Source organism: Pedococcus cremeus (genome assembly GCF_900111375.1).
Lineage (GTDB): Bacteria > Actinomycetota > Actinomycetes > Actinomycetales > Dermatophilaceae > Pedococcus_A > Pedococcus_A cremeus.
In genome coordinates, this window is record NZ_FOHB01000004.1 from 266,217 (window position 1) to 284,905 (window position 18,689).

Sequence of the window (18,689 nt, forward strand, 5' to 3'; positions counted from 1 at the left end):
GGGGTGCGCGGGTCATGGCTGTCGGCACCGGTCAGACGCTGTGCCGCTCACGGACCTCCTGGCCCGGCGGCAGCGCGTTCAGCGCCCCGGCCCGGGCGAGCGCGCGGGTGAGCAGCCAGCCGAGACCGCCGGCGAGCACGGCGCCGGAGACCATGGTGATGGCCAGGTAGGCGAGCTTCCAGCCGAAGCTCCAGTCGGCGTAGTAGGCGAACCACTCGTAGACGATCTCGATCGGTGCCGAGAGGACGCCGGCCAGCACCGCGGCGCCCAGGCCGAAGAAGCCGTAGCCCAGGATGGCGAAGGCGATCTCGGCGCCGACGCCCTGGAAGATGCCGGCCAGCAGCGTGCCGAAGCCCCACTGGGTGCCCGGGAGCATGGAGACCAGCGCGGCGATGACCTCGCAGAGCAGCGCGGCGCCCGGGCGCCGGATGACGAGCCCACCGACGACCCCGGCGATGAACCAGGGGCCGACGAGCAGCCCGGCCAGGGGCGGGAACCCTTGCGAGATGGCCGTGGTCGGGCCCTGGTAGCCGATGTCCCAGCCCCAGTAGGCGATGCCGAACGCGGCGCCGAGGAAGGCGACGGTCAGCAGGTCGACGGTGCGCCAGCCCATGAGGGGACGGCTGGCGCGGACGGACGTGCCGCGCGAGGCGGCCGGTGCGAGCTTGGTGCTCATGTGTTCCTTCTTCCCGATGGCGCCGTCCTCCATGAGAGGACGGTGGATACCTCGGGGGGAGCCCTGTCGGCACACGGCAGGCTGCCGCGGACCGACACGGTGCTCGAGATTTCCCGACTCCCTTCGCCGGTGCTAACCGGAGCAGGTTCGAGGGTCTGCGGCGGACCGCACTCTCAGCGCTCGCGCGCTCCCCTGTCGTTACACGAGGCACATTACCGCAGCCTGTGCAACGGTGGACAGGAGACATTTCCCCCAGCCCTGAGGAGCGCATCCGTGGGTACGTTCGTGTGGCGCATCATCGGTACCGGCTCGGCACTGCTCGCCGGTATCGCCGCCAACAAGGTCGTCGAGGCGGTCTGGAAGAAGGCCGGTCGCGATGCCGTCATCGACCCGCGCGACCCGCGCACGCCGTGGCGGGACGCCGTGGCGTTCGCGGCCCTGACCGGCCTGGCCGTCGGTGCCGCCCGTGTCGTCGTGACGCGCAAGGCCGCCGAGTACTACGAGAAGTCGGCCGGCCACCTGCCGCCGCCGATGCAGGAGGGCGACGCCTAGACCCCGACGCCTAGGCCTCCGAGAGGTCCAGCGCCCGGGCGATCGGCACGCCGGCCCGGTAGGACAGGTGCAGGTGCGAGGGTGCGTCGAGCACCGCCAGGTCGGCCCGCGCCCCCACCACGACCCGGCCCACGTCGCTGCGCCGCAGCGACAGCGCGGAGCCGGCCGTCGCGGCATACACGGCCTCGCCCGGGGTGAGCCCCATCTCGCGCACGGCGAGCGCGATCACGAACGGCATCGAGGACGAGTAGCAGGTGCCCGGGTTGCAGTCGGTCGCGAGGGCGATGGAGCAGCCGGCGTCGAGCAGGGCGCGCGCGTCCGGGTAGGGCGAGCGGGTCGAGAACTCGACCCCCGGCAGCAGCGTCGCGACGGTGGTGCCGGCGGCGCCGACCAGGGCGTCGACGTCGGCGGGTGACAGGTAGGTGCAGTGGTCGACGCTCGCCGCCCCGAGCTCGACGGCGAGCTGCACCCCGGGACCGTGGCCGAGCTGGTTGGCGTGGACCCTCAGCCCCAGGCCGGCGGCACGTCCGGCGAGCAGCACGGCGCGCGCCTCGTCCCCGGTGAAGGCGTGCGCCGAGTGCGGCTCGCAGAAGACGTCGACCCACCTCGCGTGCGGAGCCGCCGCCTCCAGCATGGGCCCGGTGACGAGGTCGAGGTATGCGGCGCGGTCGCCGCGTGCCCCCGGCCCGCCGGAGTACTCGGGCGGCACCACGTGCGCGCCGAGGAAGGTGGTCTCGTGGGTCACCTCTGCGGCGAGTCGGAGGGCCCGGGCCTCGTCGTCGACGGTGAGGCCGTAGCCGCTCTTGACCTCGACGGTGGTGGTGCCCTGGGCGCGCATCTCGTCGACGCGCCGGCGCAGCAGGGTGCGCAGCTCGTCGTCGGTGGCCGCGCGGGTGGCGGCGACCGAGACGCCGATGCCGCCGCCGTCATAGGGCGTGCCGGCCATCCGGGCGGCGAACTCCGCCGACCGGTCGCCGGCGAAGACCAGGTGGGAGTGGGAGTCGACGAACCCGGGCAGCACCGCGCTGCCTCCGAGGTCGACCTGCCGGTCGGCGGGTGGCGCGTCGGCGGCGCTGCCCACCCAGGCGATGTGGTCGCCCTCGACCACCACGGCGGCGTCGCGGCGCAGGCCGAGCCCTTCGGGGCCGGTGCCGTCGCAGGTGACGAGCTCGCCGATGCCGGTGATGACGGTGCAGGTGGACGGGGCGGCGGTCGAGTGCGGGCTGGTCATCGCCGCCTCACGCCCGGCCACGGACGAGGTCGAGCGACTCCACGAGCAGGCGGGAGACCTGGCCGATGCGGTGGTGGCCGCTCACCACGACCGGCTCGCCCCCGACGAAGACGTGGTCGACGTCGGACTGGTCGGCGCAGTAGATGACCTGTCCCGCGCGGGTGCCGGCGGTGTTGACGGTGTCGGTGCGCACCACGACGAAGTCGGCCAGCGCACCGTCGGCGATGCGTCCGCCGTCGGGCCAGCCGAGGCTGGCGTAGCCGGCGTGTGTCGCCGCCTCGACCAGCTCGTTGGGGCTGAACCGGCCCCGCTCGCCGGTGGCCAGGCGCTCGTGCATCTCCAGGCCGCGCACCTCCTCGAAGGGGTCGATCACCGCGTGCTGGTCGGAACCGAGGGCGATGGGGCTGCCGGTGTCGAAGAGCGCGCGGGCCGGCCCGATGCCGTCGGCGAGGTCGCGCTCGGTGGTGGGGCAGAAGCAGGCCGTGGTGCGCGACCCGCCCAGCAGCTTGAGGTCGCCGTCGGAGAGGTGGGTCGCGTGGATCGCCGTGGTGGCCGGGCCCAGCAGGCCCGCCTCGTCCAACAGCTCCGTGGGCGTGCGGCCGTAGAACATCTGCGCCGCGAGGTTCTCCGCCGGCTGCTCGCTGAGGTGGACGTGCACCCGCCGACCGGCGGCCGCTGCCGCGAAGGGGGCCAGCTGCTCGCGCGGCACGGCGCGCACCGAGTGCACGGCGGCGCCGATGCGCGTGTTGTCGTCGTCCTCGAGGGCGGCGACCCGGGCGGCCCAGCCGTCGACGTCGCCGTCGGTGAACCGGCGCTGCACGTCGTCGAGCGGCAGGTGCCCGTCGCCGCTGAGCCCACCGGAGAGGTAGCAGGTGTCGAGCAGGGTGATGCGCACCCCGGCGTCGCGGGCCGCCCGGACCAGCGCCCGGCCCATGGCGTTGGGGTCGCCGTAGGGGTTGCCCGCCTCGTCGTGGTGCACGTAGTGGAACTCACCGACCACGGTGATGCCGGCCAGGGCCATCTCGCAGAAGACGGCGCGCGCCAGCGCGAGGTACGTGTCGGGGGTGAGGCGCCTGGTCACGGCATACATCTGCTCGCGCCACGTCCAGAAGTTGCCGCCGTCATTGTGCGTGCGGCCGCGAAGGGCGCGGTGGAAGGCGTGGCTGTGCGTGTTCGCGAGGCCGGGCAGCGTGACGCCGGGGAGCCGCACGTCACCGTCGGCCGCCTTGACCCGCGCCTGCACTCCCGCGAAGCGGCCATTCTCCACGGAGAACCGCACGCCGCCTGCGACACCGGTGGGGAGCCAGGCGTTCTCGGCCCAGAACGTCGTCATGCGCGCTCCCCTGCCAGGTCTTCGAGCACCCCGGCCAGGGCGGTCACCCCGGCTCGACAATCATCAGCCTCCGCCCACTCCTGTGGCGAGTGCGAAACACCTGTCGGGTTGCGGACGAAGAGCATGGCCGTGGGCACGCCGGCGTTGGCGAGGATGCCGGCGTCGTGGCCGGCGCCCGTGCCGAGCAGCGGTATGCCGTGGGGCTGGGTCCCGCCCGCGGCTGCGGTGCGCGACGCGAGGACGCGCTGGAGGCGGGTGGCCAGGTCGGCGTCGAAGGTGGTGGGCGGGGTCCACGACTCCTCGGTGAGGGTGGCGCCGGACCGCTCGGCCTCCCCCGCGACGTCGGCGACCGCCGCGCGGACCGCGGCCTCGTCGGCGCCGCGGGCGTCGAGCCAGCCCGTGACGGCGCTGGGCACGGCGTTGACCCCGCCCGGCTGGACGGCGACCTTGCCGATGGTGGCGAGGCAGCCCTGCCGCTCCGCCGCCCTGCGGGCCGACAGGACCGCAGTGGCGTAGCCGAGCATGGCGTCGTGGCGGTCCTCGAGACGCGTTGTGCCGGCGTGGTTCGCCTCGCCGGGGAAGTCGAGGCGCCAGCGCCCGTGCGGCCAGATGCCCGAGCCGACCGCGACCGCGTGTCCGTGCGCGGGGTGGTCGGGGTCGGCGAGGGCCCGGCCCTGCTCGACGTGCAGCTCGACGAAGCTGCCGATGCGACGCAGCGCCTCGTCGTCGCGACCGATCATCTGCGGGTCTCGGCCTGCCCGGGTGAGGGCCTCGACCATGGTGGTGCCGTCGGCGTCGGTGAGCGACCGGGCCCGGTCGGGGCCGAGGACGCCGGTGATGACCCGCGACCCCGCGCAGGCGACGCCGAAGCGGGCGCCCTCCTCGTCGACGAAGTTGACGACGCCGATGGGGCGGGTGGGCTGCCAGCCCTCGTGCTCGGCCCTGGCCCGCAGCACGTCGAGCGCCGCGAGGGCGCTGACGACGCCGAGGGGGCCGTCGAACGCGCCGCCGTCGGGCACGCTGTCGAGGTGGGAGCCGGCGACGACACCCGGACGCCCCTCCGCGGCGGCTCGGTCGGGGTCGCCCCACCAGGCCCACTGGTTGCCCATCCGGTCCTCGGTCAGGTCGAGCCCACGGGCGGCGCACTCCCCCGCGAACCACTCCCGCAGCGTGTCGTCCTCCGCCGTCCACGCGAAGCGTCGGTAGCCACCGGTGCGGGGGTCACGCCCCACGGGTTCGAGGGCAGCCCACATCGACTCGAAGCTCACGGTCGGGGACTCCTTCGTCTTGGGCCGGTGCCGGTGGTGCAGCAGGTCTGCCGCCATTCCAGCAACGTCGTCAGTGTCGCTGGGCGGCCCGGAGCAGACAACCGTCTCACATGCGAGATCTGCCGCCGTGGTGGTCGCTTTGTCCACACCCGCCCGTTTGGGACCCCACTGTCCCCAGCCCGGATCGTCAGGGTTGTGTTTCACGGGCGTGTATGCCGTCGAAAACCGTTCTGGCGCAACGTGTTTCCCCTGTTCGAGCCCAGGTTGGGCTGTCGGTGGCCACCCCTACGGTGGTGGTCATGGAGGGGAACCCGGCACAGGAACTGAGCCTGGCGGAGCACCGCGAGCGTCTCGCGGCTGCCCGCTCCTCGCTGGCCGCCCTCTCCTCGATCCTGTGGCAGACCCCGTCCGGTGGTGGCTCGGACGGCCTGTCCGGGCTGATGAGCGAGGTCGACGCCCTGGTGATGGCCGGCGAGGCCGGCCGGGTGGCGGTGCTGCGGGAGGCGATGAACCGCGGCGAGTCCGACGGCGGGTCGGCGGCGATGACCACCGCCCAGTGGGTCCGCCACCACGCCCCGTCGACCATCGCTGGTGGCGCGGCGGCCATCGTGTCGGTCGCCACCGCGTTCGGGAAACGCGTCAACGCCCCGGTCAAGGAAGCCGTCGAGTCCGGGCGGCTGCCGGTGAAGTCAGCCGCGGTGGTGGTGTCCGAGGCCGACAAGCTCCGACCCCTCCTGGCAGACGGTGCCGAGCCGCACGTGCTCGAGGGGCTGATCGGGATGGCCGAGCAGCACGGCCCGTCCGGGTGCCGGCTGCTGCGCGACGGCCTGATCGCCAAGTACGGGCGCCAGGACGTGCTGCAGGACCAGCAGAGCATGGGCAAGTCCTTCATCCGGCTCTCCCAGCCCCAGGACACCGGGGCGAACACCTTCGAGTACCGGCTCACCCTCGACGTCGAGGGCAAGGCGGCCCTCGAGGCCGCCCTGGGACCGCTGTCCGCACCGAAGCCGGTCGACGGGGAACGGGACCTGCGCAGCAGCGACCGGCGCCGCGGCGATGCGCTCGTCACCCTGGTCCGTCGGGCGGTGGCGGCCGGGGACGAGGTCGGCAAGACCAACAAGACCACCCTGCTGCTGACCATGAGCTACGAGGACTTGCGTGACCGGCTCGGCGCGGCCACCACCCTCGGGGGCCTGGACGCCGGCACCCACCTCGCCCCGGAGACGGTGCGGCGGCTGTGCTGCGACGGGTCCGTCATCCCCATCGTCCTCGGCGCCGACGGCGACGTCACGGACTGGGGTATCGAGAAACGCTTCTTCACCGACGCCCAGACCAAACGGATGTGGCTGCGCGACGGTGGGTGCACGTACCCCGGCTGCGGGGCACCGCCACAGTGGACCGACGCCCACCACCTGGTGCACTGGGCAGACCTCGGACCCTCCGACCTGTCCAACGGCGCCCTGCTCTGCGAGCGGCACCCCACCATCGTCCACAACCGGCGCCTCGCCGGTCGGGTCGTGCAGGGGCCCTTCGGCGAACGGTTCGAATGGGACCTCACCCGAGGTTCCTACGACGACCTGCTCGCCCGACGCGCCGCACAGGAGCCAGCGTGACCCCGCCCCACACCCCGCCGACACCGGCGGGGCCACAGCCATGTGCAGGTCCTTAGAGTGACCCCATGGCCAGTGACCCCATGACCACGGACGGCGAGACCAGGGCGGCGCAGGCGCTGGCGGCACACGGCATCGAGCACACGATCACCCGCCACGGCCGGGTCGGCTCCCTCGAGGAGGCCGCGGCCGCGCGAGGGGTCGAGCCACGCGACATCATCAAGACCCTCGTCGTCCGCCGTGCCGACGACGACTACCTGTTCGTGCTGGTGCCGGGCGACCGCGAGATCTCGTGGCCGAAGCTTCGTGCAGAGCTCGGGGTGAACCGGCTGTCCATGCCGGACGCCGCCACGGCCCGCGACGTCACGGGCTACGAGCGCGGCACGATCACGCCCTTCGGCTCGCTGCGCGCGTGGCCGGTCATCGCCGATGCCACGGTCGCCGGCCGCACCATCTCCATCGGTGCCGGGGCGCACGGCGTGGCGGCGACGGTGCACGGCGACGACGCCATCGCCGCCCTGCAGGCGACCGTCGCCGACGTCACCGACGCGGCCGGCAAGCCTTAGTTCGCCCCCCTGCGTGGGCAGGGAGCAGCGGTCGCCCGGTTGCGGCTGCCGGGGTGGCACGCTGGGCGGGTGATCCTCCCCGAGGTCCGAGACCCTCGCCTGGTGACGGTCCGCCGTGGCGGGACGCTCAGCGACCCGGACCATCGGCTCCTGGCCCTGTGGGCGGCGGAGTGCGCGGAGCACGTGCTGCACTTCTTCGAGGACGTCCGGCCATCGGACACACGCCCACGTGACGCGGTCGAGGCGGCGCGCGTGTGGGCCCGTGGCGAGCTGACGATGATGGACGCTCGTGCACGCGGCGGGCACGCGATGGGCGCGGCCCGCCCTCTGCGGGGAGCCGCCCGCTACGCGGCATACGCCGCCGGCCAGGCCGCTTGTGTCGGCCACGTGCCTGAACACGATCTCGGCGCCGCCGCCTACGCGATCAAGGCGGCACAGGCAGCACACCCGGGCGACCCCAGCGCCGGACGCCGTGAGCGTGACTGGCAGCGCGACCGGCTTCCCGAGGAGGTCCGGGCTCTGGTCCTTGAGGACCAGGCCCGGCGCAACGCGATCTGCTGGTCCGTCTTCGAGGACTGACTGGGACACCCAAGGGCAAGCGGCGATGGGGACGACGACCGCTCAGACGACCTCCCAGTCCGCGACCGGCCCCTCCACGACGCGGAAGAGCGGGTGCGGCTCGGGGACGTCCGTCTCAGGGGCTGCATCCGCGCCCTTCAAGGAGGCGAGCCAGTCCGGGCTGCGCAGTGCCAGCTTGGCGACGAGGTGCCCCCACTCGTGCTCGAGCTGTCCGGTGCCCACCTCGAGGCGACCCACCCACCCGGCCGGGTCCGCGGGCCGGGTGATGATGCGCGAGCGGTCGTAGCGGTAGCCCCGCGCCGAAGCCTCGTCAGCCACCAGCTCGAGGTAGGCCCCGACCGTCGCCACCGGGTCGGGAGTGGCTTGGAGGCGACGAAGCTGCGGGTGCCTCGTGTAGCCCTTGGTGCGCCCGGCCAGCACCGCCTGGGCCAGCAGTGCCTCGCGCCAGGTCGCCGTGAGCCCCTGGCGGTCGAGGTACCTCGGTTGCAGCGACCACAGCCTCATGGGCTCCGATCCTGCCCCAACGCAGCGGTGACGTGTGCCGCGGCCTCTCGCCGCGGCATACGTCACCGTGGGGAGGTCAGGCCTCGCGCATGGGCACCCGCACGCCCCGCTCGGCCGCGACCCGCTCGGCGATGTCGTAGCCGGCGTCCACGTGGCGGATGACGCCCATGCCCGGGTCGTTGGTGAGCACCCGCTCGAGCTTCTGGGCGGCGAGGTCGGTGCCGTCGGCCAGCGACACCTGCCCGGCGTGCAGCGAGCGACCGATGCCGACGCCGCCGCCGTGGTGGATCGACACCCACGAGGCGCCTGACGAGGTGTTGACGAGCGCGTTGAGCAACGGCCAGTCGGCGATGGCGTCGGAGCCGTCGAGCATGGACTCGGTCTCGCGGTAGGGGCTGGCCACCGATCCGGCGTCGAGGTGGTCACGGCCGATGACGATCGGGGCGCTGACCTCGCCGGAGCGCACCAGCTCGTTGAACGCCAGGCCGGCCTTGTCGCGCTCGCCGTAGCCGAGCCAGCAGATCCGGGCCGGCAGGCCCTGGAACGCGATCCGCTCCTGTGCCCCACGGATCCACTTGTGCAGCCGGTCGTTGTCGGGGAACAGGTCGAGCACGGCGCGGTCGGTCGCGGCGATGTCCTTGGGGTCGCCCGACAGGGCCGCCCAGCGGAACGGGCCCTTGCCCTCGCAGAACAGCGGGCGGATGTAGGCGGGCACGAAGCCCGGGAACTCGAACGCCCGGTCGTAGCCACCGAGGCGGGCCTCGTCGCGGATCGAGTTGCCGTAGTCGAAGACCTCGGCGCCGGCGTCCTTAAACTCCACCATCGCCTGGACGTGCTTGGCCATCGAGGCGCGCGCCCGGTCGGTGAACTCCTCGGGCTTGGCCTCGGCGTAGTCGTGCCAGTCCTCGAGGGCGACGCCCTCGGGGAGGTAGGACAGCGGGTCGTGGGCCGAGGTCTGGTCGGTGACGATGTCGATGGCCACCCCGCGACGCAGCAGCTCGGGGAAGACCGTCGCCGCGTTGCCGACGACGCCGATCGACCAGGCCCGCTTCTCCTCCTTGGCCTTCAGCGCCTTCTCGACCGCCTCGTCGAGGGAGGCGGCGACCTCGTCGAGGTAACGGTGCTCCACCCGGCGGTGCAGGCGCGCGGGGTCGACGTCGACGATGAGGCAGACGCCGCCGTTGAGCGTGACTGCCAGTGGCTGGGCGCCGCCCATGCCGCCACAGCCACCGGTGAGGGTCAGCGTGCCGGCCAGCGTGCCACCGAACCGCTTCTCAGCGACGGCCGCGAAGGTCTCGTAGGTGCCCTGCACGATGCCCTGGGTCCCGATGTAGATCCACGACCCGGCGGTCATCTGTCCGTACATCGTCAGGCCCAGGTGCTCGAGCCGCCGGAACTCCGGCCAGGTCGCCCAGTCGCCGACCAGGTTGGAGTTGGCGATGAGCACGCGCGGCGCCCACTCGTGCGTCTGCATCACGCCGACCGGGCGGCCCGACTGCACGAGCATCGTCTCGTCGGGCTTGAGGGTGGTCAGCGTGCGCACCATGGCGTCGAACGACTTCCAGTCACGCGCGGCACGACCGGTGCCGCCGTAGACGACGAGGTCGTCGGGCCGCTCGGCGACCTCGGGGTCGAGGTTGTTCATGAGCATCCGCAGGGGCGCCTCGGCCCCCCAGTGCGATGCGGTCAGCTTCGTTCCACGCGGGGCGCGGACCGGACGGGCGCCTTCCATGTCGATCTCCTTCAAGGCTGGTGGTTCAAAGACAGGGGTATGCCGGGTGGCTCAGTTGAGGGGGCCGGTGACGGCTTCGGCTGCGGCGACGGCCCGGCCGCCGACGACGAGCTGCACCGCCGTCTCGATCTCGGGGGCGAGGAACCGGTCGGTGCCGGGGCCGGGGGCCCCGGCCTCGCGCAGGGCCCGCACGACCGCCCCCGTGGCGGGGCTCGGCTGCTCGGGAGCCCGCAGCTCGATGGCGCGGGCCGCGGTGAGCAGCTCGATGGCCAGCACGCGGGTGAGGCCGTCGATGGAGCGGCGCAGCTTGCGGGCCGCCGACCACCCCATGGAGACGTGGTCCTCCTGCATCGCCGAGCTCGGAATGGAGTCGACCGACGCCGGGGTGGCCAGCCGCTTCAGCTCGGAGACGATGGCGGCCTGGGTGTACTGCGCGATCATGTGGCCCGAGTCGACGCCGGGGTCGTCGGCGAGGAACGCGTGGAGGCCGTGGTTCCGGGCCGCGTCGAGGAACCGGTCGGTGCGACGCTCCGAGATCGAGGCGAGGTCGGCCGCGACGATGGCCAGGAAGTCGAGCACGTACGCCACCGGGGCGCCGTGGAAGTTGCCGTTGGACTCCACCCGGCCGTCGCGGGTCACGACGGGGTTGTCGACCGCGGAGGCGAGCTCGAAGCCCGCGACCTGCGCGGCATACCCGACGGTGTCACGCACCGCGCCGGCCACCTGCGGGGAGCACCGCAGCGAGTACGCGTCCTGGACACGGGTGCAGGCCTCGGTGCGATGGCTCTCGCGGATCCCGCTGCCCTGCATGAGCTTTCGCAGGTTCTCGGCCGAGAGCGCCTGACCCGGCTGGGGCCGCAGCTCGTGGAGGTCGGCGGCGAAGACGTCGTCGGTGCCGAGCTGCGCCTCGACGCTCATGGCGGCCGTGATGTCGGCGACCTGGAGCAGCTGCCGCAGGTCGGTGATGGCGAGCACGAGCTGGCCGAGCATGCCGTCGGTGCCGTTGATGAGGGCCAGGCCCTCCTTCTCCCGCAGCTCGACCGGCGTGATGCCGGCGGCGGCGAACGCCTCTGCGGTGGGCAGCCTGTCGCCCTGCGCGTCGCGGACGACCCCCTCCCCCATCAGGGCCAGCGCGCAGTGCGCGAGCGGGGCGAGGTCGCCCGAGCAGCCCAGCGAGCCGTACTCGTGCACCACCGGCGTGATGCCGGCGTTGAGCATGGCGACGTAGGCCTGCAGGGTCTCCTCGCGGACACCGGTGCGGCCGGTCGCGAGGGTCGAGATGCGCAGGAGCATGAGGGCGCGCACGACCTCGCGCTCCACCTCGGCGCCCGAGCCCGCCGCGTGCGAGCGCACCAGCGAGCGCTGCAGCTGGGCGCGCAGCTCGACCGGGATGTGCCGGGTGGCGAGCGCGCCGAACCCGGTGGAGACGCCGTAGTGCGGCTGGGCATCGTCAGCCAGGGACTCGATGACGGCGCGGCTGCGACGGACCTCGGCCAGCGCCTCGTCGGCGATGACGACGGTGGCGTCGTGCCGGGCGACGGCGACGACGTCGTCGAAGGAGACCGGGCCGGTGCCCACGGTCACCTCGGTGACCGGGCGGGTGGTGGTGCGAACGCTCATGGAGACATTGCAGCGCTCGTTGCGCCGCCCGCGGCAGGCCGGCGGCGGCATACCGTCTCGGATCCGAGATGTGCCCCTGCGACGCGCCCCTCCCCGGCGAGGACGGTGTCGGTCGACCCGCCCCCACCCACCTTCACTGACGTGCAAGTTTGCACGGCAGTGCAGATTTGGTTACCGTCGTCTCCCATGACCGCCCCGACCACCCGGCCCGCTCCCGACGGGCTCCGCGCTCGCAACAAGGCACGGACCACCGAACAGCTCGCCCGCGCGGCCTACGAGATCCTGCGCGAGCAGGGTTTCGAGGCGGTCACCGCCGACGCCGTCGCCGACCGGGCCGGCGTCTCCCGGCGCACCTTCTTCAACTACTTCCCGCGGGTCGAGCTCGTCCTGCAGGAGTCGGTGCGCGGCACCATCGCCGACCTGATCGAGCGCTTCCACGGCCGGCCCCTCGATGAGCCGCTGCACGCGTCCCTTGACGCCGTGCTCGACGAGCCCTTCAGCGACGAGGTGCTCGAGCAGGCCCTGGTGATCTTCGGGCAGGCCCAGACCTCCGCCGCCGCACGCCACTACCTGCAGGAGGCGCGCGACCTCGAGGCCCTCCAGATCGCCGAGGCCCTGACCGATCGGCTGGGCTCGTCCGCCGACCCGCTCCAGGTCCAGGTCGTGGCCGACGCGCTGGTCGCCGCCGGCCACCGCGCCTGCGCCGTCTGGGTCGAGCGCTCCGGGGGTGTCCTCGACGACACCACCCGCGCCCTGCAGCTGACCCTGCTGCGCCAGGCCTACCAGCACCTGTTCACCGCCTTCGCTCCCGTTCCCGCTCCTCAGGAGTCCTGACCCATGGCCACGTTCCTCTACCGGCTCGGCCGGCTCGCCGCCCGCCGCGCCTGGCTCACCATCGGCACCTGGCTCGCCGTGCTCGCCATCCTCGGTGGCCTCATGGCGGCCTTCGCCACCCCGCCCACGGCGCAGATCAGCATCCCGGGCGCGGGGTTCCAGACCGTGCTGGCGAAGCTGGGTCGTGAGATCCCGGCCGCTGCCGGCGGCATCGGCACCATCACCGTGGAGACCAGGGACGGGAAGGCCTTCACCGCCGACCAGCGCGCCGCCGTGGAGACGACGATCGCTGCGTGGGAGAAGGCTCCCCACGTGCAGTCGGTGACCGACCCGTTCGCGAACCAGAAGCGCCTCGACGACGCCGCCGCGAAGGTCGCCGGCGCCGACCGGAAGCTTGCCACCGAGGAGGCCAACCTCGAGTTCGGCCACAACTTCCTCAACATGGGCGCCATCGACCTCGACAAGGCGCGGGCCGAGCTCGCCCGCCTCGAGCGCGCCGGCCAGGGCGACAGCGCCAGGGCGAACGAGCTGCGCTTCGAGATCCCCCACCGCGTCAAAGGGAACGCCGACCTCGCCGCCCGGCTGCGCGAGGGTGACCGCAAGATCGCCGACGCGCGCGCCGGGCTCGCCGTGGGGCAGCGCACGCTGGCCCTGAGCGACGGCCTGCGGTTCGTCAGCACCGACGGCAGCGCGACGATGCTGCAGATCCAGTTCGACCAGTCCATCCCCCAGCTCGACCCGAAGGTACGCGCCGAGGTGCCCCGCATCGGCGAGCAGCTCGCGAGTGACGGCCTGCGCGTCGACTACAACTCCGACATCCTCCAGACCCGCAGCGTCGTCGGCGCGGGCGAGGTCATCGGCCTCGCGCTCGCCGGTGTCGTGCTGGTCGTCATGCTCGGCACCCTCGTCGCGGCCGGCCTGCCGCTCCTCGTCGGCCTCATCGGCGTCGGCGCCGGCCTGCTCGCCGCCATGGTGGCGACCGCGTTCTTCGAGATGAACTCGATGACGCCGGCACTCGCGCTCATGCTCGGCCTCGCCGTCGGCATCGACTACGCGCTCTTCATCGTCAACCGGCACCGCCAGCAGCTGCTGCACGGCATGAACCTGCAGCACTCCATCGGCATGGCCACCGGCACCGCGGGCAACGCCGTGGTCGTCGCCGGCGTCACGGTCGTCATCTCGCTGGCCGCGCTGACGGTCACCGGGCTGCCGATCCTCGCCCAGATGGGCCTGGTGGCCGCCGGCACGGTGCTCATGACGGTGCTGGTCGCCCTCACGGTGACCCCGGCCGTGCTCAGCCTCATGGGCGAGCGGGTCCTGCCCCGCCGGACGCGGATCGCGCACGAGCGTCCGCAGCGTCGGTTCGGTCGTGGCCAGGGCCGCTGGGCCGTCCACGTCACCAACCACCCGGTGGCCGCCATCGCGCTGACCGTCGTCGTGATCGCCCTCATGGCGGTGCCCGCCGCCGCCCTGCGCCTGGGCCTGCCCGACGGCAGCAGCGAGCCCAAGGACTCCAGCGCCTTCCACTCCTACGTCACGATCGAGAAGAACTTCGGTCCCGGCGCCAACGGCCCCATCGTGGCGATGGTGACCCTCGACCAGCCGGTGGCCGCAGCCGACGTCTCCGCCCGCCAGCTCGAGGTCGGCGAGCGCATCAAGGACCTCGACGGCGTGCGCCAGGTGGTGCCGTTCGGCGTCAGCGCCGACCGCGACACCCTCGCCTTCCAGGTGGTGCCGAAGGAGGGCCCCACGACCGAGGCGACCGTCGAGCTCGTGCACAACCTGCGCGAGCTGCGGAACGACCTGCCCGCCGGCGCCCACCTGGGCATCACCGGGCAGACCGTGGCCAACATCGAGATCGCCGAGCGCCTCTCGGCCGCGCTCCCGCTCTACGTCGCCATCGTCGTCGGCCTCTCCCTGCTGCTGCTCATGGCGGTGTTCCGCTCGGTGGTGGTGCCGCTGGTCGCCACGGCAGGCTTCCTGCTGTCCGTCGCCGCGAGCTTCGGCGCCGTCGTCGCGGTCTACCAGTGGGGTTGGCTCGGCGACCTGCTCGACGTCAGCCGGCCTGGACCGATCCTGCCCTTCATGCCGACGCTGCTCATCGGCGTGCTCTTCGGGCTCGCGATGGACTACCAGATGTTCCTGGTCTCCGGCATGCACGAGGCCCGCGCCCACGGCGAGGACGCCCGCACGGCCGTGCGCACCGGCTTCCGCCAGGGCTACCGGGTGGTCACCGCTGCCGCGATCATCATGGTCTCGGTCTTCGCGGGCTTCGTCTTCGCCCACCTGACGATGATCCGGCCCATCGGCCTCGGGCTGGCGGTCGGCGTGGCCGTCGACGCCTTCCTCGTGCGGATGACCCTGACCCCGGCCGCGATGCACCTGCTCGGTGACCGGGCGTGGTGGATCCCCCGCTGGCTCGACCGCATCCTGCCGAACCTCGACGTCGAGGGCGCCGGCCTGCGCCGCAGCCTCGCCGAGCGTGGGATCGCAGGCGACGGCGGGTATGCCGCGGAGCCCGGGAAGGTCGACGCCGCCCCCACCCCCGTGGGCGGCAACACCGACGCCGCCCCCGCCCTGGTGGGCGGGGACGGCGCGGAGACCTGGCACGACTTCGAGCGCGAGAGCGCTGGGGTCGGTGCTAGCCGGTCTTGACGGCCAGCACCGGGCAGGAGGCGTCGAGCAGGATGCGCTGCGCCACCGACCCGAGCAGCAGCTTGCCCACCGGTGAGCGGTGCCGGATGCCGATGACGAGCACGGACGCCTTCTCCTCCTCGGCGACGGCCAGCAGCGCCTCCGCGGCGTCGTTGCCCTCCTCGATCTGGCGCACCTCGAACGCGGTGCCCAGCTCGCCGAGGTCGCGGCCCACCCGGGCCAGCTGGTCCTGACCGGCGCGGTGGGCGTCGACGAGCACGTCGTCGCGCGACATGTTCACGACGAGCAGCCGTTCGTGCCTCCGCTTGGCCTCCTCGACCGCGGCGGACAGGGCCGCCTCGCCGAACGCGTTGGGCACGTAGCCCACCAGGACGGTCACACCGACACCTCCGTCTTCGTCTCGACGTCGTGGAGGTCGCTGCCACCACGACGAGCCTTGACCAGCTTGGCGACCAGCGGCCACGCGAGGGCGAGGACGATGAGCACGTAGCAGAACCAGGCCACCGGCCCGCCGACGAGGCCGGAGATGTCACCGCCGGTCAGCTGCAGGGAACGTCGTCCCTGGCGCTCGACGAGCGGGCCGAGGATGACGCCGACGATGAGGGGCAGCACCGGGAGCCCGAACCGTCGCATCGCGAAGCCGAGGAGGCCGAGCACGAGCAGCAGCCACAAGTCGAACGGCTGGGAGTTCACGGCATACGCACCCATGGACGCGAAGAAGAGGATGCCGGCGTAGAGGTAGGGCCGCGGGATCTGCAGCAGCTTGGCCCACGCGGGGGCCAGCGGCAGGTTGAGCAGCAGCAGCATCGTGTTGCCGACGAACAGGCTCGCGACGAGGGCCCAGACCAGTGCCGGCTCCTTGGTGAGCAGGAGCGGCCCGGGCTCGATGCCCCAGCCCTGCAGGGCGAACAGCATGATCGCCGCCGTGGCGTTGGTCGGCAGGCCCATGGCGAGCAAGGGCACGAGCGTGCCGGCGGCCGAGGCGTTGTTCGCCGCCTCCGGGCCGGCGACGCCCTCGATGGCGCCGTGGCCGAACTCCTCCGGGTGCTTGGAGAGCTTCTTCTCCGCCGTGTAGGAGAGCAGCGTCGGGATCTCGGCGCCACCGGCGGGGAGGGCTCCGAAGGGGAAGCCGAGGACGGTCCCGCGCAGCCACGGCTTCCACGACCGCGACCAGTCGCTGCGCCCCATCCACGGACGCCCGACGGGGATGACCTCGCCCGCCTTGCGGCGCAGGTGGGCGGCGACCCACAGGGCCTCGCCGACGGCGAAGATGCCGACCGCCACGACGACGACGTCGATGCCGTCCGCGAGCTGGGGCAGCCCTCCGGTGAGCCGCTGCTGGCCCGTGACGAAGTCGATGCCGACGAGGCCGATCGTGAGGCCGACCAGCAGCGACGCGAGGCCGCGGATCCTCGAGGCACCGAGCACGGCGGTGACGCCGGTGAAGGTGAGCAGGATGATCGCGAGGTACTCCGGGGCACCGAGGCTGATCGCGAACTTCGCGACCTGGGGCATGAGGAAGACGATCCCCAGCGTGCCGATGGTGCCGGCGATGAACGACCCGATGGCCGACGTCGCGAGCGCCTGGGCGGCCCGCCCGGCCTTGGCCATCTTGTTGCCCTCGATGGCCGTGACCACCGACGACGACTCGCCGGGGGTGTTGAGCAGGATCGACGTCGTCGAGCCGCCGTACATGCCGCCGTAGAAGATGCCGGCGAACAGGATCAGGCCCTGCACGGGCTCGAGGTCCTGGGCGATCGGCAGGAGCAGGGCCACGGTCATGGCCGGCCCGATGCCGGGCAGGACCCCGACGGCCGTGCCGACGGTCACGCCCAGCAGCGCGATGAGGAGGTTCATCGGCGACAGGACGTCGCCGAAGCCCCCGATGAGGCTGGTGATGTTGTCCATCAGAGGATTCCCTGGAGGATGCCCGCGGGCAGGTTGACGCCGAGGCCGATGGCGAAGACGTAGAAGGTGATGAGGGACAGCGCGACTCCGGCCGCGAGGCCGCGGACGTGGTGGCGGTTGCCGAGGGCGAACGCCGAGCCCCAGAAGAGCAGGGCCCCGCTGATCACCCAGCCGAGCGGCTCGATGAGCACGGCGTTGAGGGCAAAGGACGCGATCAGCAGGCCGATGGTGCGCCAGTCGACGCTGGTCGACAGGTCGACGTCCTCGCCCTCCTCCGCCTCACCGGAGCCGCCGCGAGCGACGTCCATCGCGTAGAGGACCGCGACCACGAGCAGCAGCACCCCGAGGAGGATCGGCATGGGCTTGGGGCCCACGGGGTCGTTGCTGCTCGACACCGCGCCGATTCGGCTGGCGTCGAAGAGCACGTACGCACCGAGCAGTACCAGTCCTGCGCACAGGCCGTACTGCGCACGATCCTTGGTGCCGTGTCCCGTGTTCTCGGGGTGCTGCTGGCTCACGCCAGGCCCAGCTGCTTGAGGATGTCGGCGACCTGGGTGTCCTGCTCCTTGAGGAACTGGCCGAACTCGTCACCGGTGGCGAAGGCGTCGGTCCAGCCGCGCTTCTCCTCCTCGTCCTTCCACGCCTTGGAGTCGTGCATCTTCGTCAGGGCGTCGATCCAGGTCTTCTTGTCGGCCTCGGAGATGCCGGGAGGGGCGACGATGCCGCGCCAGTTGGTGAACACCAGGTCGATGCCGCTGCTCTTCAGGGTCGGCACGTCCTTGAGCGCCGGGATCGGCTGCTCGCTGGTCACCGCCAGGACGCGCACGTCGCCGGCCTCGACCTGGTCGAGGAACTCGCCGAAGCCGCTGGCGCCGAAGGCGATCTTGTTGCCGAGCAGCGCCGGGAGGAGCTCACCGCCACCGTCGTAGGAGACGTAGGAGACCTGCTTCGGGTCGATGCCGACGGTCTTGGCCAGCTGCATCGGCAGCAGGTGGTCGGGGCCACCGGGCGAGGAGCCGCCACCGACGGCCAGCTTCTTCGGGTCCTTCTTCCAGGCCTCGACGAGCTGGTTGATGTCCTTGTAGGGCGAGTCCTTCGGCACGACGATCGCGCCGGCCTCCTCGATCAGCTTGGCGATCGGGGTGGTGTCGTTCAGGGTCGCCTTCGACTTCTGCGTGTAGGCCGCGCCCACGACGCCGAGGCCCATCTGCATGGCGAGCTTGCCGTTCTCCTTCTCGTTCACCGTGCGCTGGAGGCCGACGGTGCCACCGGCGCCGGGAAGGTTGAACACCTGGATGGGGGCGGTGATCTTCTCCGTCTCCATCACCTTCGCGGCGACGCGGGCGGTGGTGTCGTAGCCACCCCCGGGGGAGTTGGGGACCATCAGCTGCAGGCCGGTGGCCGGCTTGCCGTTGTCGGCGGACGCCGAGCCGGACGTGCCCTTGGCGGCGGTGGCACCGCACGCGCTGAGGGCCAGGGCGCCGGTGACGGCCAGGACGCCGAGCAGGGCGGAGGGGCGAGCTCGCATCGTTGAGACCTCTTTCGCTTTTTCGTGGGAGAGCGGGATGATCGTCCTGCCCCTCAGGGAGATTCGTCCCGCTTGTGTCATCAGTGAAGGTTG

General features: G+C 72.5%; 17 protein-coding genes and 1 riboswitch. Of the genes, 6 read left to right on the forward strand and 11 right to left on the reverse strand.

All coding sequences use genetic code 11. The annotated features are described in order from the left end of the window. Positions 1-31: 31 nt before the first annotated feature. Positions 32-676 carry an ECF transporter S component gene (locus tag BMW78_RS09785; protein WP_091759158.1) on the reverse strand — a complete coding sequence of 215 codons (645 nt, stop codon included), beginning with the start codon at positions 674-676 and terminating at the stop codon, positions 32-34. Positions 677-777: 101 nt separating this feature from the next. Continuing rightward, positions 778-880: riboswitch (TPP riboswitch) on the reverse strand. A gap of 69 nt (positions 881-949) precedes the next feature. Between BMW78_RS09785 and BMW78_RS09790 the strand changes: the two genes are divergently transcribed. Beyond that, positions 950-1,228 (forward strand): DUF4235 domain-containing protein, encoded by a 279-nt coding sequence (locus BMW78_RS09790; RefSeq protein ID WP_091758763.1) that lies wholly within the window; start codon positions 950-952, stop codon positions 1,226-1,228. A 10-nt stretch (positions 1,229-1,238) separates the two neighbouring features. On the opposite strand, the gene hutI is transcribed toward BMW78_RS09790, so the two are convergent. Genes hutI through BMW78_RS09805 form a run of 3 tightly spaced genes read right to left on the reverse strand, consistent with a single transcriptional unit; the run spans position 1,239 to position 5,117 of the window. Further along, positions 1,239-2,459 (reverse strand): imidazolonepropionase, encoded by a 1,221-nt coding sequence (hutI, locus tag BMW78_RS09795; protein WP_091759160.1) that lies wholly within the window; start codon positions 2,457-2,459, stop codon positions 1,239-1,241. A 7-nt stretch (positions 2,460-2,466) separates the two neighbouring features. Next, entirely contained in the window at positions 2,467-3,792 is a 1,326-nt protein-coding gene (locus BMW78_RS09800; RefSeq protein WP_091758765.1) for a formimidoylglutamate deiminase, read from the reverse strand. Then, on the reverse strand, positions 3,789-5,117 hold the full coding sequence (locus tag BMW78_RS09805; RefSeq protein ID WP_281247074.1) for an allantoate amidohydrolase: 1,329 nt from the start codon (positions 5,115-5,117) through the stop codon (positions 3,789-3,791). Before BMW78_RS09805 ends, BMW78_RS09800 begins: the two co-directional genes overlap by 4 nt. Before the next feature lie 242 nt (positions 5,118-5,359). On the opposite strand from BMW78_RS09805, the gene BMW78_RS09810 reads away from it, so the two are divergent. The 3 genes from BMW78_RS09810 (at position 5,360) to BMW78_RS09820 (ending at position 7,815) form a co-directional block, all read left to right on the forward strand. After that, positions 5,360-6,673 carry an HNH endonuclease signature motif containing protein gene (locus tag BMW78_RS09810; protein WP_177180340.1) on the forward strand — a complete coding sequence of 438 codons (1,314 nt, stop codon included), beginning with the start codon at positions 5,360-5,362 and terminating at the stop codon, positions 6,671-6,673. A 65-nt stretch (positions 6,674-6,738) separates the two neighbouring features. Beyond that, entirely contained in the window at positions 6,739-7,236 is a 498-nt protein-coding gene (locus tag BMW78_RS09815; protein ID WP_245735770.1) for an aminoacyl-tRNA deacylase, read from the forward strand. A gap of 69 nt (positions 7,237-7,305) precedes the next feature. Next, entirely contained in the window at positions 7,306-7,815 is a 510-nt protein-coding gene (locus BMW78_RS09820) for a putative immunity protein (protein WP_091758770.1), read from the forward strand. Between the two features lie 42 nt (positions 7,816-7,857). Here BMW78_RS09820 and BMW78_RS09825 read toward each other — a convergent pair whose 3' ends face one another. The 3 genes from BMW78_RS09825 to hutH all read right to left on the reverse strand — a co-directional run bounded on the left by BMW78_RS09825 (position 7,858) and on the right by hutH (position 11,671). Beyond that, on the reverse strand, positions 7,858-8,319 hold the full coding sequence (locus tag BMW78_RS09825; protein WP_091758772.1) for a pyrimidine dimer DNA glycosylase/endonuclease V: 462 nt from the start codon (positions 8,317-8,319) through the stop codon (positions 7,858-7,860). Positions 8,320-8,395: 76 nt separating this feature from the next. Next, positions 8,396-10,051, reverse strand: coding sequence for a urocanate hydratase (gene hutU / locus BMW78_RS09830; protein ID WP_091758774.1), 1,656 nt, complete (start codon positions 10,049-10,051; stop codon positions 8,396-8,398). A 51-nt stretch (positions 10,052-10,102) separates the two neighbouring features. Next, entirely contained in the window at positions 10,103-11,671 is a 1,569-nt protein-coding gene (gene hutH, locus BMW78_RS09835) for a histidine ammonia-lyase (RefSeq protein WP_091758777.1), read from the reverse strand. 186 nt (positions 11,672-11,857) lie between these two features. On the opposite strand from hutH, the gene BMW78_RS09840 reads away from it, so the two are divergent. After that, complete coding sequence (locus BMW78_RS09840; protein ID WP_091758779.1) at positions 11,858-12,505, forward strand: TetR/AcrR family transcriptional regulator; 648 nt, start codon at positions 11,858-11,860, stop codon at positions 12,503-12,505. Between the two features lie 3 nt (positions 12,506-12,508). Next, positions 12,509-15,160 carry an MMPL family transporter gene (locus tag BMW78_RS09845; protein WP_091758781.1) on the forward strand — a complete coding sequence of 884 codons (2,652 nt, stop codon included), beginning with the start codon at positions 12,509-12,511 and terminating at the stop codon, positions 15,158-15,160. Here BMW78_RS09845 and BMW78_RS09850 read toward each other — a convergent pair. From BMW78_RS09850 to BMW78_RS09865, 4 genes are read right to left on the reverse strand one after another with little or no spacing between them, the layout of a single operon-like run. Beyond that, a complete protein-coding gene (locus BMW78_RS09850; RefSeq protein ID WP_091758783.1) occupies positions 15,147-15,539 on the reverse strand; it encodes a universal stress protein in 393 nt (130 codons plus the stop codon). The genes BMW78_RS09845 and BMW78_RS09850 overlap by 14 nt on opposite strands. Beyond that, positions 15,536-17,068: a tripartite tricarboxylate transporter permease gene (locus BMW78_RS09855; protein ID WP_091758785.1), complete on the reverse strand. Its 1,533-nt coding sequence runs from the start codon at positions 17,066-17,068 to the stop codon at positions 15,536-15,538. Before BMW78_RS09855 ends, BMW78_RS09850 begins: the two co-directional genes overlap by 4 nt. Further along, on the reverse strand, positions 17,068-17,586 hold the full coding sequence (locus BMW78_RS09860) for a tripartite tricarboxylate transporter TctB family protein (protein ID WP_091758787.1): 519 nt from the start codon (positions 17,584-17,586) through the stop codon (positions 17,068-17,070). Before BMW78_RS09860 ends, BMW78_RS09855 begins: the two co-directional genes overlap by 1 nt. Next, the gene (locus BMW78_RS09865) at positions 17,583-18,596 is read right to left on the reverse strand and encodes a Bug family tripartite tricarboxylate transporter substrate binding protein (protein WP_091758789.1); all 1,014 of its coding nucleotides are present in this window, start codon (positions 18,594-18,596) and stop codon (positions 17,583-17,585) included. The genes BMW78_RS09860 and BMW78_RS09865 overlap by 4 nt, the downstream gene beginning before the upstream one ends. Positions 18,597-18,689 lie beyond the last annotated feature (93 nt).

Bases quoted from the DNA above. Each gene is read 5' to 3' on its own strand.
- BMW78_RS09805 (WP_281247074.1), bottom strand. From the start codon at position 5,117: ATGGCGGCAGACCTGCTGCACCACCGGCACCGGCCCAAGACGAAGGAG.
- BMW78_RS09785 (WP_091759158.1), bottom strand. From the start codon at position 676: ATGAGCACCAAGCTCGCACCGGCCGCCTCGCGCGGCACGTCCGTCCGC.
- BMW78_RS09800 (WP_091758765.1), bottom strand. From the start codon at position 3,792: ATGACGACGTTCTGGGCCGAGAACGCCTGGCTCCCCACCGGTGTCGCA.
- BMW78_RS09825 (WP_091758772.1), bottom strand. From the start codon at position 8,319: ATGAGGCTGTGGTCGCTGCAACCGAGGTACCTCGACCGCCAGGGGCTC.
- hutI (WP_091759160.1), bottom strand. From the start codon at position 2,459: ATGACCAGCCCGCACTCGACCGCCGCCCCGTCCACCTGCACCGTCATC.
- BMW78_RS09815 (WP_245735770.1), top strand. From the start codon at position 6,739: ATGGCCAGTGACCCCATGACCACGGACGGCGAGACCAGGGCGGCGCAG.
- BMW78_RS09810 (WP_177180340.1), top strand. From the start codon at position 5,360: ATGGAGGGGAACCCGGCACAGGAACTGAGCCTGGCGGAGCACCGCGAG.
- hutH (WP_091758777.1), bottom strand. From the start codon at position 11,671: ATGAGCGTTCGCACCACCACCCGCCCGGTCACCGAGGTGACCGTGGGC.
- BMW78_RS09845 (WP_091758781.1), top strand. From the start codon at position 12,509: ATGGCCACGTTCCTCTACCGGCTCGGCCGGCTCGCCGCCCGCCGCGCC.
- hutU (WP_091758774.1), bottom strand. From the start codon at position 10,051: ATGGAAGGCGCCCGTCCGGTCCGCGCCCCGCGTGGAACGAAGCTGACC.
- BMW78_RS09840 (WP_091758779.1), top strand. From the start codon at position 11,858: ATGACCGCCCCGACCACCCGGCCCGCTCCCGACGGGCTCCGCGCTCGC.
- BMW78_RS09855 (WP_091758785.1), bottom strand. From the start codon at position 17,068: ATGGACAACATCACCAGCCTCATCGGGGGCTTCGGCGACGTCCTGTCG.
- BMW78_RS09865 (WP_091758789.1), bottom strand. From the start codon at position 18,596: ATGCGAGCTCGCCCCTCCGCCCTGCTCGGCGTCCTGGCCGTCACCGGC.